At 64.9% G+C, this 14,742-nt stretch carries 13 protein-coding genes; 1 reads left to right on the forward strand and 12 read right to left on the reverse strand.

The genetic code is table 11. The features are described 5' to 3' along the window. Positions 1-5: 5 nt before the first annotated feature. The 4 genes from J2X67_RS02285 to J2X67_RS02300 form a co-directional block, all read right to left on the reverse strand. Complete coding sequence (locus J2X67_RS02285; protein WP_309950123.1) at positions 6-545, reverse strand: YgjP-like metallopeptidase domain-containing protein; 540 nt, start codon at positions 543-545, stop codon at positions 6-8. Continuing rightward, on the reverse strand, positions 542-1,810 hold the full coding sequence (locus J2X67_RS02290) for an Hsp70 family protein (RefSeq protein WP_309950126.1): 1,269 nt from the start codon (positions 1,808-1,810) through the stop codon (positions 542-544). Before J2X67_RS02290 ends, J2X67_RS02285 begins: the two co-directional genes overlap by 4 nt. Further along, positions 1,807-3,369: a lysine--tRNA ligase gene (gene lysS / locus J2X67_RS02295; RefSeq protein WP_309950127.1), complete on the reverse strand. Its 1,563-nt coding sequence runs from the start codon at positions 3,367-3,369 to the stop codon at positions 1,807-1,809. The genes J2X67_RS02290 and lysS overlap by 4 nt, the downstream gene beginning before the upstream one ends. Before the next feature lie 123 nt (positions 3,370-3,492). After that, on the reverse strand, positions 3,493-4,164 hold the full coding sequence (locus J2X67_RS02300; protein ID WP_309950128.1) for an LON peptidase substrate-binding domain-containing protein: 672 nt from the start codon (positions 4,162-4,164) through the stop codon (positions 3,493-3,495). A 25-nt stretch (positions 4,165-4,189) separates the two neighbouring features. On the opposite strand from J2X67_RS02300, the gene J2X67_RS02305 reads away from it, so the two are divergent. After that, the gene (locus J2X67_RS02305; protein ID WP_126745766.1) at positions 4,190-4,747 is read left to right on the forward strand and encodes a YggT family protein; all 558 of its coding nucleotides are present in this window, start codon (positions 4,190-4,192) and stop codon (positions 4,745-4,747) included. 27 nt (positions 4,748-4,774) lie between these two features. Here J2X67_RS02305 and accD read toward each other — a convergent pair whose 3' ends face one another. The 8 genes from accD to leuB form a co-directional block, all read right to left on the reverse strand. Then, positions 4,775-5,647 carry an acetyl-CoA carboxylase, carboxyltransferase subunit beta gene (gene accD, locus J2X67_RS02310; protein ID WP_281149595.1) on the reverse strand — a complete coding sequence of 291 codons (873 nt, stop codon included), beginning with the start codon at positions 5,645-5,647 and terminating at the stop codon, positions 4,775-4,777. 64 nt (positions 5,648-5,711) lie between these two features. Next, on the reverse strand, positions 5,712-6,557 hold the full coding sequence (gene trpA / locus J2X67_RS02315) for a tryptophan synthase subunit alpha (RefSeq protein WP_309950132.1): 846 nt from the start codon (positions 6,555-6,557) through the stop codon (positions 5,712-5,714). Then, positions 6,557-7,834, reverse strand: coding sequence for a tryptophan synthase subunit beta (gene trpB, locus J2X67_RS02320; RefSeq protein ID WP_309950135.1), 1,278 nt, complete (start codon positions 7,832-7,834; stop codon positions 6,557-6,559). Before trpB ends, trpA begins: the two co-directional genes overlap by 1 nt. 51 nt (positions 7,835-7,885) lie before the next feature. Further along, on the reverse strand, positions 7,886-8,581 hold the full coding sequence (locus J2X67_RS02325) for a phosphoribosylanthranilate isomerase (protein ID WP_309950138.1): 696 nt from the start codon (positions 8,579-8,581) through the stop codon (positions 7,886-7,888). After that, complete coding sequence (gene truA, locus J2X67_RS02330) at positions 8,578-9,390, reverse strand: tRNA pseudouridine(38-40) synthase TruA (protein WP_309950141.1); 813 nt, start codon at positions 9,388-9,390, stop codon at positions 8,578-8,580. Before truA ends, J2X67_RS02325 begins: the two co-directional genes overlap by 4 nt. Before the next feature lie 26 nt (positions 9,391-9,416). Beyond that, on the reverse strand, positions 9,417-12,140 hold the full coding sequence (locus J2X67_RS02335; protein ID WP_409050456.1) for a FimV/HubP family polar landmark protein: 2,724 nt from the start codon (positions 12,138-12,140) through the stop codon (positions 9,417-9,419). Between the two features lie 261 nt (positions 12,141-12,401). Further along, positions 12,402-13,544, reverse strand: a complete 1,143-nt coding sequence (gene asd, locus J2X67_RS02340) for an aspartate-semialdehyde dehydrogenase (RefSeq protein ID WP_309950146.1) — start codon at positions 13,542-13,544, stop codon at positions 12,402-12,404. Positions 13,545-13,633: 89 nt separating this feature from the next. Then, positions 13,634-14,722 (reverse strand): 3-isopropylmalate dehydrogenase, encoded by a 1,089-nt coding sequence (gene leuB / locus J2X67_RS02345; protein ID WP_309950150.1) that lies wholly within the window; start codon positions 14,720-14,722, stop codon positions 13,634-13,636. Positions 14,723-14,742 lie beyond the last annotated feature (20 nt).

Raw genomic sequence — 14,742 nt, forward strand, 5'->3', positions numbered from 1 at the left:
CTTCGCTAGGGCGCCGCGCCCGAAACCGAAGGCGCCGCCGAGTTCGCCCATAGACGCTCGCCGCCAGTGTCAAGATGCGTCAGGTACAGCCGAACATCGAATTCCAGCCGGTGATAGCTGGGCTCCATGTGTTCGCAGAGAGCGTAGAAACTCTTGTCATGCTCGCGCTCCTTCATGTGCGCGAGTTCATGGACAACGATCATCCGCAGCCATTCGAGGGGCACTTCCTTGAACAGGGTCGCCACTCGGATCTCGCGCTTGGTCTTGAGCTTGCTGCCCTGCACGCGTGAAACGGTGGTGTGCGTGCCGAGCGCATTGCGGATCACGTGCAGTTTGCTGTCGAACGCCACCTTGGAGAGGGGCGGCGCCTTGCGCATGAAGTCGCTCTTGAGTTCGCTCACGTACTCATAGAGCGCGCGGTCCGTCTGCACCTCGTGCATGGGGCCGGGATAGCGGCTGCGCAGCAGCGGCGCGAGTCCTTCGGTGTCGATCAGTTGCCGGACTTGTGCCAGCAGCGTGGGCGGATACCCCGCGAGATATTTCATGCAGCTGAGGCGGTGCACGCGAGTCCGGTGGCAACACCGCCGAACAGGTCGCCTTCGACGAGCGTTACGCCGGCAAAGCTCTTGCGCAGGGCCTGCTGGAATGGCCGCAGGGCCGAAGAGCCACCGGTCAGGTAGATGGCGTCGAGATCGCCGCTGCGCAGCCCGGCGCGCTTGACGCAGGCGTGCGCGCAGGCAACCACGTTCTCGAGCAGGGGCGCGAGCTGCTGCGCCATGTCGGCAGGCGAGAGCGACGCAGCCAGGCCAGCTTCCGCGCACGAAAGATCGATTGCGGTAGGCGCATCATTCACGGAGGTGTCGATCTTTGCCTGCTCCACTTCGCTCGCAATGCGGTGGCCGTGCCGTTCTTCGAGCACAGCCATCAACCGGTCGTGCAGCCGGGTATCGCTGTAGCTGGTGCGCAGGTCTTTTGCCTGCCGAACCGCCTTGGCGGCGTAAAGCCAGTTGATCAGGTGCCAGGACGAAAGCTCGAAGAACACCTTGCTCGGTACCTCACGTCCCTGCGGCCCCGTGTGGCGAAAGCCGAATTCCGGCATGACGCGGTCGAGGTTCAGGCGCTGGTCGAAGTCAGTGCCACCGATGTGCACGCCGCTGGTGGCCAGCACGTCATCGCTGCGGTCTTCACGCGCCGCGCGGTCGGGGCCGACCCGCACCACGGTGAAGTCGGACGTGCCGCCGCCCACATCGACGATCAGCACCAGCGACTCTTTCGTGATGCGCTGCTCGAAATCGAAGGCAGCGGCAATAGGCTCGAGTTGAAAAGCGATGTCGCGAAACCCCGCGGCGCGGGCCGCATGGCGCAAGCTTTCTTCCGCGCGCTCGTCGCGCTTCGAATCGTCGTCGACAAAATGGACCGGACGGCCGATCACCACACGCTCGGGTACCCCGCCCAGTTCACGGCCGGCCCGCGCGGCGAGTTCGCGCAGGAAGCGCGCAATGATGTCCTCGAAACTCACGAGGCCGTCGTAGACGGCTGTTTTTTCCTGCATCAGCGCGCTGCCGAGCAGGCTCTTCAGCGAACGCATCAGGCGGCCTTCGACGCCCGAAAGGTAGAGCGCAACGGCATCGCGGCCGAAGTGCGTGGTGCGGTCTTCGGCGTTGAAGAAGATTGCGGTGGGCAGCGTGGTGGCCGCACCTTCGATGGGCAGCAGGCGGGCGACGCCGTCGACCCGGCACGCCACGGCGGAATTGGAGGTGCCGAAGTCGATGCCGATCGTCGGCAGCGACGACGGTAACTTCACGCTCAAGATTCCCTGCGCAGCGCGGGGAACAGGATCACGTCGCGAATGCTCGGCGAATCCGTCAGCAGCATCATCAGCCGGTCGATGCCAATGCCGCAGCCGCCGGTGGGCGGCATGCCGTATTCGAGCGCGCGAACGAAGTCGTGGTCGTAATACATGGCTTCGTCGTCGCCGCTGTCCTTGGCGGCCACTTGGGCGTTGAAGCGCGCGGCCTGGTCTTCGGCGTCGTTGAGTTCGCTGAAGCCATTGCCGAACTCGCGGCCGGTGATGTAGAGCTCGAAGCGCTCGGTGACCTCCGGCCGCTCGTCGTTGGCACGCGCCAGCGGCGAGATCTCGGTGGGGTGTTCCATGATGAAGGTCGGCTGCCAGAGCTTTTCTTCCACCGTCTCTTCGAAATACATCACCTGCAGGCTGGCAAGGCTGCGCTGAGAGAGCTTGTCTTTTTCTTCGCTCAGGCCGATTTTGCGCAGCGCATTGATGAGCCACGCGCTGTCGTCCACACCGTCGCCGGCGTCGGTGTACTTGAGGATGGCTTCGCGGATCGTCAGGCGCTCGAAGGGCTGGGTCAGGTCGACCGGCTTGCCCTGGTAGGTGAGCTGCTGGGTGCCCACGGCCTTGTCGGCAATGGTGCGGATCAGGGTTTCGGTGAAGTCCATCAGGTCGCGGTAGTTCCAGTAGGCCGCGTAGAACTCCATCATGGTGAACTCGGGGTTGTGCCGCACCGAGATACCCTCGTTGCGATAGCTCCGGTTGATTTCGAATACGCGCTCGAAGCCGCCGACGATGAGGCGCTTGAGGTACAGCTCGGGCGCAATGCGCAGGAACATCTCCTGGTCGAGCGCGTTGTGATGCGTCTTGAAAGGCTTGGCGTTTGCGCCGCCCGGAATCGGGTGCAGCATGGGCGTTTCGACTTCGAGGAAGTCGTTGGCCACCATGAACTCGCGCAGCGCGCTCACGGCCTTGCTGCGAGCGGTGAAGCGCACGCGCGCCGATTCGTCGGTGATCAGGTCGACGTAGCGCTGGCGGTACTTCTGCTCCTGGTCGGCCATGCCGTGGAACTTGTCGGGCAGCGGACGCAGGCTCTTGGTGAGCAGGCGCAGCTTCGAGACCTTGACCGAAAGCTCCCCGGTCTTGGTCTTCATCAGCGTGCCTTCGGCACCGACGATGTCGCCCAGGTCCCAGCGCTTGAAATCGGCATACGCCTCTTCGCCGAGGGCGTCGCGCGTCACGTAGAGCTGGATGCGGTCGGTGGCGTCCTGCAGGGTCGCAAAGCTCGCCTTGCCCATCACGCGCTTGAGCATCATGCGGCCGGCTACGCTCACGGTAACGGCCTGCGCTTCGAGTGCTTCGGCTTCTGTGGCGCCGTGCGCAGCGACCAAGGCAGCCGCACGGTGTCCCGGCTTGAAGTCGTTGGGAAACGCGACACCCTTGCCCTCGGCCTGTGCGGTGCGCAGCAGCTTGAGCTTTTCGCGGCGTTCAGCGATGAGCTGGTTGTCGTCGGCAGCAGGTGCGGAAGCTGGGGCCGCAGCAGGCGTGGGAATGGAAGGGATCAGGTGGTCGGACATGGAGAGCGGAGGAGGGCGCAACTGGAGCGTGCGCAACCCGCCATTTTAGCCGATAGGGTTCAAACGGAACCGGCCTTCAGTGCCCGTCAAACCTGTGCAATACGCTATGAAAAAAGTAGCAATCTATTCAGTGATACCCGCACGCGCCAGCAGATCGCTCACCAGTTCGAGCCGCATCAACGGGCTCTCGAGCTCCATGAGCCGCTGGCGCAATTCGAGCTGCATGGGCACCAGTTCGCACCAGCGGTTGGCCACCCAGCCGCAGTCGTTGAACTGGTAAGGCTCGCCGATAGGCAAGCGCACAGCCTCAGCACCTTGGGCGCGGCGGCGTTCTTCGAGCGTATCGACCAGGCGCCGCAGCGCAGTGGCGGTGTGCTCGAGGTCGTCGGGAATCTCGAGTGCGGTGTCTGCCATGACGGCTTCAACTTCGGCAACCCACAAACCGTATTTTTGCAACTCGGTATGGCGAACCCGAAAACGCTGGGTGCCGACGCACTCGATCTGCAGCAACCCGCTCTGGGGCGAGTCGAACTCGCGAATGACGGCCAGCGTGCCGATGGCGGCAAAGCTTTCGGCATCGGCACCGGCCTTGCGTACTTCGCTGCCGCTGGTGAGGCTGACTACGCCGAACGGCGCATCGGCCTTGCGGCATTTGCCCACCATGTCGAGATAACGTACTTCAAAAATACGCAGTGGAAGCACACCGCCCGGAAACAGAACCGTACCGAGCGGGAACAATGGCAGTGAATGCAGAAGGGGCTGTGTCGTCATCGAGGAACCTTGCATGGCTATCATCGCATTCCGCTCACGACCCTGCGCCATGCTCTACCAGATCCCCTCGTTTCTTCTCGACGTGATCGTCGGCCTGCTCGGCGGCGCTTGCCTGCTGCGCCTTTACATGCAGTACCACCGGGTGCCTTTCGGCAATCCGCTCGGGCGCTTCGTGTTTGCGATTACCGACTGGATCGTGCTGCCGCTTCGCCGCATCGTGCCATCGGTCAAGCGCTGGGACCTGGCGAGCGCAATTGCGGCCTGGCTGCTGGTGATCGTGAAGTTCTTGCTGCTGTGGCTGCTGATCGGCAACCTGGGGCGGATTGCGGCGCTGCCGCTGGTCTCGTTGGTGGGTCTGATGCAGCTTGCGGTGTCGGGCCTTACCGCGCTGCTGGTGGTCTATGCCGTGCTGTCGTGGATACCGGGCGCGTCGCCGATGCTGCTCGACCTGATCTCGCGCTTGGCCGAGCCGCTGGTGCGGCCGTTCCGCCGATTCATTCCGCTGATTGGCGGCGTGGACCTGTCGCCGCTGGCCGCCATTGTGGTGCTGCAGGTAATTGCCATTGTGCTGGGCAACCTGCTGGTCTGGGCCTACCGGTTGGGCTGAGGCCCGCCCGGCAGGATTTCCCGTCTGTCAGATGACTGCGTCGGCGGGCTGACGCAGCAGCATCGCCAGCGTGCTCGCAATGGTCTTGCGAAGCTCGCGGCGGTCGCTGATGAAGTCGATGGCGCCCTTGGTCTGAAGGAACTCCGCACGCTGGAAACCTTCAGGGAGCGTTACGCGCACGGTTGATTCGATCACGCGCGGGCCGGCAAAGCCGATGAGCGCCTTGGGCTCCGCAATGACCACATCGCCCACGAAAGCGAAGCCGGCCGAAACGCCGCCCATGGTCGGGTCTGTCAGCACGCTGATGTAGGGCAGGCCCTTTTTCGCGAGACGCGTGAGCGCCGCGTTGGTCTTGGCCATTTGCATCAGCGACAGCAGGCCTTCCTGCATCCGCGCGCCCCCGGTGGCGGTGAAGCAGATGAACGGCACCTTCTGTTCGATGGCCGTTTCGACGCCGCGCACAAAGCGCTCGCCGACCACGCTGCCCATGCTGCCGCCCATGAATTCGAATTCAAAGCAGGCCACGACCACGCTGATGCTGTGGACCGAGCCGCCCATGACGACGAGTGCATCGGTTTCACCGGTGTTCTCGAGCGCTTCCTTGAGCCGCTCGGGATACCGGCGGCTGTCCTTGAACTTCAGGGCGTCGACGGGGAGCACTTCTTGCCCGACTTCGTAGCGGCCTTCAGCGTCGAGGAAGGCGTCGAGCCGTGCGCGGGCGCCGATGCGGTGATGATGGCTGCAGCTGGGGCAGACATTCTGGTTGTGTTCGAGGTCGGTCTTGTAGAGAACCGTCTCGCAGGCGGGGCACTTGATCCACAGGCCCTCGGGCACCTGGCGGCGCTCCGACGGGTCGGTTTGTGCGATCTTGGCGGGTAGCAGTTTTTCAAGCCAGCTCATAGGACTCCGAATTAGCTCCCCTTTTCCGCAATGCGGAAAAGGGGCTGGGTGAGGGCAACCGCGATTATCGACCAGCCGCGTTCTTGGGGGTAGCTGCGGGCAGGGCGTCGAGCGCCTCGCGGATTCCGGCAAGAAATTCGCGCACGGCGGGCACAACCTTTTCGCGCGGCTGCCCGTCGATCAGCTGGATGATCTTGGTGCCGATCACCACCGCATCGGCGGCCGATCCCACGGCCTGGGCCGTGCGCGCATCGCGAATGCCGAAGCCCACGCCGACAGGGATATTCACATGCTCGCGGATGCGCGGGATCATCTGGCCCACGGCCTCGGTATCGAGGTGGCCAGCGCCCGTCACGCCCTTGAGCGACACGTAGTAGACATAGCCGCTCGCAATGCGCGCGACCTGCGCCATGCGCTCGCTGGTGCTGGTGGGGGCCAGCAGGAAGATCAGGTCGATGTTCGCGGCCTTGAGTTCCGCGGCAAAGTCCTCGCATTCTTCGGGCGGGTAGTCGACCACCAGCAGGCCGTCGACCCCGGCGGCGGATGCATCGCGAATGAACGCCTTCTTGCCGTGCACGAGGTCGTATCGCTCGACCGGATTGGCGTAGCCCATCAGCACCACCGGCGTGGTCGGGTCTTTCTTGCGAAACTCGCTCACGATGGCAAGCACCTGCTTCATTCCGACGCCCATGGCCAATGCGTCTTCGCCGGCCTTCTGGATCACCGGACCGTCGGCCATGGGGTCCGAAAACGGCACGCCGAGCTCGATCACGTCGGCACCGGCCTCGACCATGCCGTGCATCAGCTCGGGCGTGATGTCGGCAAAGGGAAAGCCGGCCGTCACGTAGGGAATCAATGCGCGGCGGCCGTCTTTTTTCAGCGCGTCGAAGGTGGCGGCAATGCGGCTCATCACTTGCCTCCCTTCACGCTCAGGCCGCGCATCGAGGGACGGTCGTAGAAGTCGACACCCGACAGGTCGGCCACGGTGCCGATGTCCTTGTCGCCTCGGCCCGAGAGATTCACCAGGATCGACTGGTCCGGCCGCATGGTCTTGGCAAGCTTCATGGCGTATGCCACGGCGTGGCTCGATTCGAGTGCCGGAATGATGCCCTCGGTGCGGCACAGGTAGTGAAAGGCCTCGAGCGCTTCGGTGTCGGTGATGCCGACGTACTCGGCGCGGCCAATGTCGGCCAGGTGGGCATGCTCCGGGCCCACGCCGGGGTAGTCGAGCCCGGCGCTGATGCTGTGGGTTTCGGTGATCTGGCCGTCTTCGTTCTGCAGCAGGTAGGTTCGGTTGCCGTGCAGAACGCCGGGGCTGCCGCGGAGGATGGAGGCCGAATGCTTGCCGCTGTCCAGCCCCTCGCCGGCGGCTTCCACGCCCACCAGGCGCGTGCCTTCAAACGGAATGTAGGGGTGAAAAATACCCATGGCGTTGCTGCCGCCGCCCACGCAGGCCACCACCACGTCGGGCTGCCGGCCTTCCGCTTCGCCGGTAATGCCTTGCGCCGCGAGCATGGCCGGCATCTGCTCGATGCATTCAGTGCCGATCACGCTCTGGAAGTCGCGCACCATCGTTGGGTAGGGGTGAGGGCCGGCCACGGTGCCGATGATGTAGAACGTGTTTTCCACATTGGTCACCCAGTCGCGCATGGCCTCGTTGAGCGCGTCTTTCAGTGTCTTGCTGCCCGACTCCACCGGCACCACGGTAGCGCCGAGCAGGTTCATGCGGTAGACGTTGGGGCTTTGGCGTTTCACGTCCTGGCTGCCCATGTAGACCACGCATTCGAGGCCGTAGCGTGCGCAGATGGTGGCCGTGGCCACGCCATGCTGGCCCGCGCCTGTTTCGGCGATGACGCGCGGCTTGCCCATGCGGCGCGCGAGCATCGCCTGGCCGATCACGTTGTTGATCTTGTGCGCGCCGGTGTGGTTGAGGTCTTCGCGCTTCAGATAGATCTGCGCGCCGCCCATCTCGCGGCTGGTGCGCGCAGCGTGGTAGACCGGGGAGGGGCGGCCGACGAAGTGCTTCAGCTCGTAGTGGAATTCGGCGAGAAACGCCGGGTCGTCCTTGAACCTGGCGTACGCGTCGCGCAGTTCGTTGATTGCGTGGGTGAGCGTTTCGCTAGCGAAGGTGCCGCCGTAGTTGCCGAAATGGCCCGTGGCGTCTGGTTGCTGGTAGTTGCTTTGCATGGTTCTCGATCGTGTTGGGCCGCAGCCCGAATTCACGATCGGGTGCGGCGGCTAACTGGAGAAGGACGAGGCGTCCGCAGCTCTGACAGCTGCGACGAATTGCCGGATTTTTTCGGCGTCCTTCAGGCCCTTGTTTCCCGGGCCGTCTATTTCGACGCCCGAGCTCACATCAACGGACAGCGTCTTGCAGCGCGTCCGCAGGATGCGAATGCCATCGCTCACGTTTGCAGGTGTGAGCCCACCACTCAAGACGAGGTGAGCGTCGACGGCGGGTGGAAGAAGTGACCAATCGAATGCCTTGCCGCCACCGCCGTAACCTTCGACATGCGCGTCGAGCAGGATGGCCTGGGCGTGGGAGTAATCGGAAGCGTATTTTACGAGGTCGAAGCCGGCTCCGGCAGCCCCCAGTGGAATGCGGGCGGCGCGCATGTAGCGAAAGCGGCCCTGGCCGGCAGCTTCTTCGCATTGCTCGGGCGTTTCTTCGCCGTGGAACTGCGCAATCGAGCCCTTGACGCGCGCGAGGGATGCTACGACTTCAGGAGCGGCCTGGTTGACGAACAGCAGCACCGGTGTGATGAACGGCGGCAGGCGCGAGGCCAGATCTGCCGCGCGCTCCGCGGTTACGGCGCGCGGACTCTTGGCGTAGAGCACGAAGCCGACGGCATCGGCGCCGGCCTCGACTGCCGCATCCACATCGGCCTCGCGCGTAAGGCCACAAATCTTGATGCGGGTGCGGGGCGAGCTCATGGCGGTCCATCATAAGGAGCGCCGCCAGCTTGCAGCGTGGCCTCGGCCGGCAGACCCCACTTGGCGTCGTACAAAGGCCCCAGAAAGTACAGGCCGTCGGCGGAGAAAGTGGGCGCAGCCACCTTGCGGCTGCGCGCCTCGAGCACCTCGGTGATCCATTCAGGCCGCTCGTCGCCGCGGCCGATGCGAACCAGGCAGCCCATTAGATTACGGATCATGTGGTGCAGAAAAGCATCGGCTTCGAACTCGAAGTGCCAGCGGCAGCGATCGCCTTCGCCGTGGCGCGTGATATCGATGCGCCGAAGGTCCTTGACGGGCGAGCGCGCCTGGCAAGCAGAGGCGCGAAAAGAGCTGAAGTCGTGCTTGCCCACCAAAAGGGCGGCCGCCGCGCGCATGGCATCGGCGTCGAGCGCATGCATCGACCAGCCGACCCGGCCCGAATTGAGGCTCGGCCGCACCGGTGATTGCGACAGCACGTAGAGGTAGCGGCGGGCCAGGGCACTGGCGCGGCAATGAAACTCGTCGGGCACCGGGTGCGCCCATTGCACGGCGATGTCGTCGGGCAGGTAGCGGTTGGTGCCGCGCATCCAGGAGAAGGGCTCTCGTTCGACGTCGGTGTCGAAGTGCACCACCTGCATGAGCGCGTGCACGCCAGCGTCGGTGCGGCCCGCGCACAGCGTGCCGATGGGCTGTGCGGCAAATTTGCCGAGCGCAGTTTCCAGCTTGTCCTGAACCGTGCGGCCCGAGCGCTGGCTTTGCCAGCCCTCGTACGCCTGGCCGTTGTAGCGGATGCCTAGCGCCAGCCTCACGAATTCAGAAACAGGGAGAAAGCCGCTTAGCGCAGCTCGGCGAGCAATTGCCTTGCCTGGGACTTGAGGTCGCCGGCGCTTTCGGCTTCGACTTCTTCCACCAGCGAGCGGGCGCCTTCGACATCGCCGATGGCCTGCAGCTCGCGGGCCAGCGACAGCTTGACCGCGTGGGGGCTGTCGTCGCCGTCGTCTTGCGGCATGGCTGCAGCAGGAGGGGTTGTTTCGGCGGTGCCGGCCACCGGGCGGGCGGGAAGGCCGGCCAGTGCGCTCATGTCGAATTCGATGAAGCCCGAATCCGCCGGAAGGCTGTCGGCGCTGCGCAGCGTGGCTGGGCGGGTGTTGTCGTTGGCATCGTTCAGCCCCACGGGGCGGCTGATCGGGGCCAGCGCGCCGGGAGCGGTGTCGAAGTCGTTTTCCAGGTCGACGGGTGCCGGTGCATGCGCGTGGCCGTTGGACAAAGGTGCAGCTGAGGCGGGTGCGTAAGCGGTCTTCGGCAGGCTCGCGCTCACCGGGGCGGCGGTCGGAGCGAGTGCCGCGGGTTGGCTCAGGTCCAGGTCAAAGTCCAGCGGTGCAACCGACGGAACGAAGGCCGGCGCGGCGACAGCTGCCGCCACTGGGGCGGGCGCTGCGGCAGGGGGCGTTGCAGTAGCGGGCTTGGCCGCAGTGGCCAGCGCGCCTGCGAAAGCGGCGCTCTCGGCAGGGCTCACTCCGCCACGGGCTGTGCCCGATTCGTACAGCGGATTGCCCGGATCGAGGTCCTTGCCCATGTCGACCACGCGGTTCCAGTCGGAGCCGGTGCCGTTGGTCAGCTTGTGCACCTCGGTAGCCAGGCCTTCATAAGCGCGGACGTCGCGCCGCTTGGCGTGGATTTCGAGCAGCTTGAGGTGAATGGCCGTGCGGTCGGGGTTGACGCGCAGGGCTTCACGCAGGATTTCCTCGGCTTGCAGGTCGCGGCCATAGGCAAGGTACACGTCGGCTTCAGCCACGGGGTCGACATCGCCGGCGTCGAGCTGGCTTGGAGAATACGACAGGGACGAGACGGTGGAGTCGCCACGGTGCTTGGTGTCGACCGATTCACCGCCACTGGCACCGAAGAACGAGTCTTTCGGAATGCGGCTTTCGAGGAACACGCTTTCGCTCATTTCCTCGCGCCGGCGGCCCAGCACGCGGTACAGCAGGAAGCCGATGAGCAGTGCGATCAGTGCCGCACCAGCCAGCATCAGCGGGTTGTCCATCAACTCGTCGAAGAAGCTGCGTTCTACCGGAGGCGGCGGCGGGGCGGCCTTGACTACCGGCTTGGGTGCCGGCGCCGGAGCGGCAGCGCTTGCAGCCGCGGCGGGAGCGCCGGGCATGGTTTCGGCCGTTGCATTGGCATCAGGTGCCGCGGCGGCGGCGGGAGCGGAGGCTGCGGGCATTGCTGCCGTGGCGGGCGACGCTGCTTCTGCGGGTGCGGGTGCGGGTGCAGCAGCGGGCGTTGCAGTCGGGGTGACGGGTGCAGCAGGCGCCGCCGCAACTGGTGCCGCCGGTGCCGGGCTGGCCGCCGTTGGTGCGGCCGTGGCGGCCACGCCTGGATTGGGAACGGAAATGCCCGGGGTTGCCGGTGCCGGAGCTGCCGCCGCGCCTGCGGCCGGGGCCGCAGAACCGGTGGCTGCCTTGAGCTTGGCCAGATCGTTGATGTTCTTCGAAAGCTCCGCGACGCGGTTGTTGCTTTCCTGTGCCTGGCGGGTCTGCGCCACCTTTTCTTCGGCGGCACGGGCGGTCGCGCTGCCCTGCGAAATCGTCAGCTTGTCGGGTGCGCTTGCCGTGGCATTGCGGTCTTCGACATTGGCTTGCACCTTGCCAGAGGCATTGCGGCCGGCAGCAGCCACGTTTGCCGTGGGCGCGTTTTCGGCCAAGCGCTGGCGGTAGGCGCCGAAATCGCGGCTTTGCGCCGTAACCGTGCGCTTTGCTTCCGCGGGCGGAATGGCGCCTGCTTCAGCTGCGCCCGGAAGATCGAGCACCGCACCGGCCTTGATGCGATTGACGTTGCCGCCAATGAATGCATCGGGGTTGGCAAGCAGCAGTGCAACCAGCATCTGGTCGAGCGATATGTCGGCCGGCTTGTGGGCACCGGCAATCTTGCTGGCGGTATCGCCGCGCTGTACCGTGACCTGCTCGCCGCCGCCCGCAGCGCGAGCCGGCGCCGCAGCGCTGGGTGCTTGCGGAGCCGAATTGGCAGGCGCAGCAGGCGCGGGTGCGGCTGCCGGCGGTGCGGTAACAGGCACAACTGGTGCGCGCTCACGCCGTGCACGCGCCGCAGCCTGCCCCGGGCGTTCTGCCGGGGGCATGCTGATCTGCGGTGCAGAAGGAGAAATGGGCGCGCTCGGCGCCGCCTGCCGCGTTACCGGCGGGTCGAGCAGCACCGTGTAGTCGCGCACCATGCGACCCGAGGAGCCGTTGGCTTCGAGCAACAGGTCGATGAATGGATCGTTGAGCGGGCGGGTGCCTGTCAGGCGAACCACATACTGGCCCCCGGCGCGGCGCTGCAGGGTGGCCTTCACGTCGCTCAAGGCTGCGTTGTACGGAACGCCCGCGTTCTTGAAAGCGTCGGCGCTGGCAACGTTGATCTTCAGGCTGTCGGCTTCGGCGGCCGCCATTTCGGTGACGTCGATTTCAGCGCGAAGGGGCTCGCCCAGTGCCGATTGCACCTTCAATTGGCCCAAAGCGAAGGCGCTCGCATCGGTGCTCGCAACGCCCAGGGCGACCGCCATGGCGGCACCCAGGACAGAAAGGCGAAGGCCTTTCAGGGGCAGAGAAGGGCGAGCGGCCGATGGGCGGGCCGCGGGCAACAGATGTCTTGTCATGCTGATAGGGGGCGGCTCAGGCCCAGAAATTGTAAGAGGACGTTAGCACCAACACCGGGTACTGACAAGGCGGTGCGCCTGTTCTACCCAGTACGCGCATACTTACGCACACATCTTCCGTTGCTGTGGAGCAACATTTTGGGCTTTGGGTGAGCCGGCGCGCCCCCATCAAGCCTCAAGCAAGATGCGCAGCATGCGGCGCAGCGGTTCGGCCGCGCCCCACAACAGCTGGTCGCCGATTGTGAAAGCGCCGACATATTCAGGGCCCATTGCAAGCTTGCGGATGCGGCCCACAGGAATGCCCATGGTGCCCGTTACGGCAACAGGCGTCAGGTCCTTGAGGGTAGCCTCGCGGGTGTTGGGCACAACCTTCGCCCATTGGTTGTCGGCTGCGATCATGGCTTCGATGTCCGCCAGGGGCACGTCCTTCTTGAGCTTGAAGGTCAATGCCTGGCTGTGGCAGCGCATGGCACCGATGCGCACGCAAAAGCCGTCGACCGGGACGGCGGCGGTGCCAAAGCCCGCGCCCTGGCCCAGGATCTTGTTGGTTTCGGCGCCGGCCTTCCACTCTTCCTTGGACATGCCGTCGCCCAGGTCCTTGTCGATCCAGGGAATCAGCGAGCCGCCGAGCGGGGCGCCGAAATTGGCGGTTTCGGCTGCGCCCAGGTTCTGCTGCTTGTGCAGCACCTTGCGGTCGATTTCGAGAATGGCAGACTTCGGGTCGTCCAGCAGGGCGCGCACCTCGGCGTTCAGGGTGCCAAACTGCGTCAGCAGTTCGCGCATGTGCTGCGCTCCGCCGCCCGAAGCCGCCTGGTAGGTCATGCTGGTCATCCATTCGACCAGGCCAGCCTTGTAGAGGGCGCCCACGCCCATGAGCATGCAGCTCACGGTGCAGTTTCCGCCGATCCAGTTCTTGCCGCCGTTGGTGAGCGCGTTCTGGATCACCGGCAGGTTGACCGGGTCGAGCACAATGACCGCGTCGTTGTTCATGCGCAGCGTGGAAGCGGCGTCGATCCAGTGGCCGCTCCAGCCTGCGGCCCGCAGCTTGGGGAACACCTCGCTGGTGTAGTCGCCGCCCTGGCAGGTGATGATGATGTCGCACTTCTTCAGTGCGTCGATGTCGTTCGCATCCTTCAGCGCGGTTTCGTTCTTGGCCATTGCCGGGGCCTTGCCGCCGGCATTGGAGGTCGAGAAGAACAGCGGCTCGATGAGCCCGAAGTCGCCTTCGGCCTCCATGCGGTCCATGAGGACCGAGCCGACCATGCCACGCCAGCCTACGAGGCCGACCAGAGGTTGAGATGCGTTCGCCATTTCAGTTTGCCCTTGTGAAAAAGAAAGAAATTGTCTTTTTTGCCCCCGACTCGTCGAGCCGGGGAGGGGCGTGACGAAGCGGGCTGCGGTTAGCCGGTAATCGTCTTTTTGGTGATTGCTGCAACAACCGCGTCGCCCATCTCACGGGTACCGACGCGCTTCGTACCTTCAGACCAGATGTCACCCGTGCGCAGCCCCGAGGCGAGCACATGCTTGACTGCCGACTCGATACGGTCGGCAGCTTCGGCTTGGTTGAGTGAAAAGCGGAGCATCATGGCAGCGGACAGTATTGTAGCCAAAGGATTGGCAACCCCTTTGCCGGCAATGTCGGGGGCGCTGCCGTGGCTGGGCTCGTACAGGCCCTGGTTGCTCGAATTGAGCGACGCCGAGGGCAGCATGCCGATGGAGCCGGTGAGCATGGCCGCCTCGTCCGAGAGGATGTCGCCGAACATGTTGCCGGTGACGATCACGTCGAACTTCTTGGGCGCCTTTACCAGCTGCATGGCCGCGTTGTCGACGTACATGTGGTCCAGTTCGATGTCCGGATAGTCCTTGTGCACCTCGGTCACCACGTCCTTCCAGAACTGGAAGGTTTCGAGCACGTTGGCCTTGTCGACACTGGTCACGCGCTTGTTGCGTTTGCGGGCGGCTTCGAAGGCCACGCGGGCGATGCGCTCGATCTCGGGGCGCGAATAGCGCATCGTGTCGAAGGCTTCTTCAGCACCCGGAAAGTGCCCGTCCACAGCGGTGCGGCGGCCGCGCGGCTGGCCGAAGTAGATGTCGCCTGTCAGCTCGCGAATGATGAGGATGTCCAGGCCGGCGATGAGTTCGGGCTTGAGGCTCGATGCGTCCACCAGTTGCTCGTAGCAGATGGCCGGGCGGAAATTGGCGAACAGGCCAAGGTTCTTGCGCAGGCCGAGAATGGCCTGTTCGGGGCGCAGCGGGCGGTCGAGCTTGTCGTATTTCCAGTCGCCGACCGCGCCGAACAGCACCGCGTCCGCTTCTTTCGCGAGCTTGAGTGTCGACTCGGGGAGCGGATGGCCATGCGCCTCGTAGGCCGCGCCGCCGACCAGCGCAGTTTCCATTTCGAACGAGAGGTCGAGCGCGTCGAGCACGCGGATGGCCTCGGCCACGATTTCGGTGCCGATGCCGTCACCCGGGAGAACTGCGATTTTCATAAGTTGGTCTGAGGTTTGAA

Source organism: Variovorax sp. 3319 (assembly GCF_031456585.1).
GTDB classification, from domain to species: Bacteria; Pseudomonadota; Gammaproteobacteria; order Burkholderiales; family Burkholderiaceae_C; genus Variovorax; species Variovorax paradoxus_P.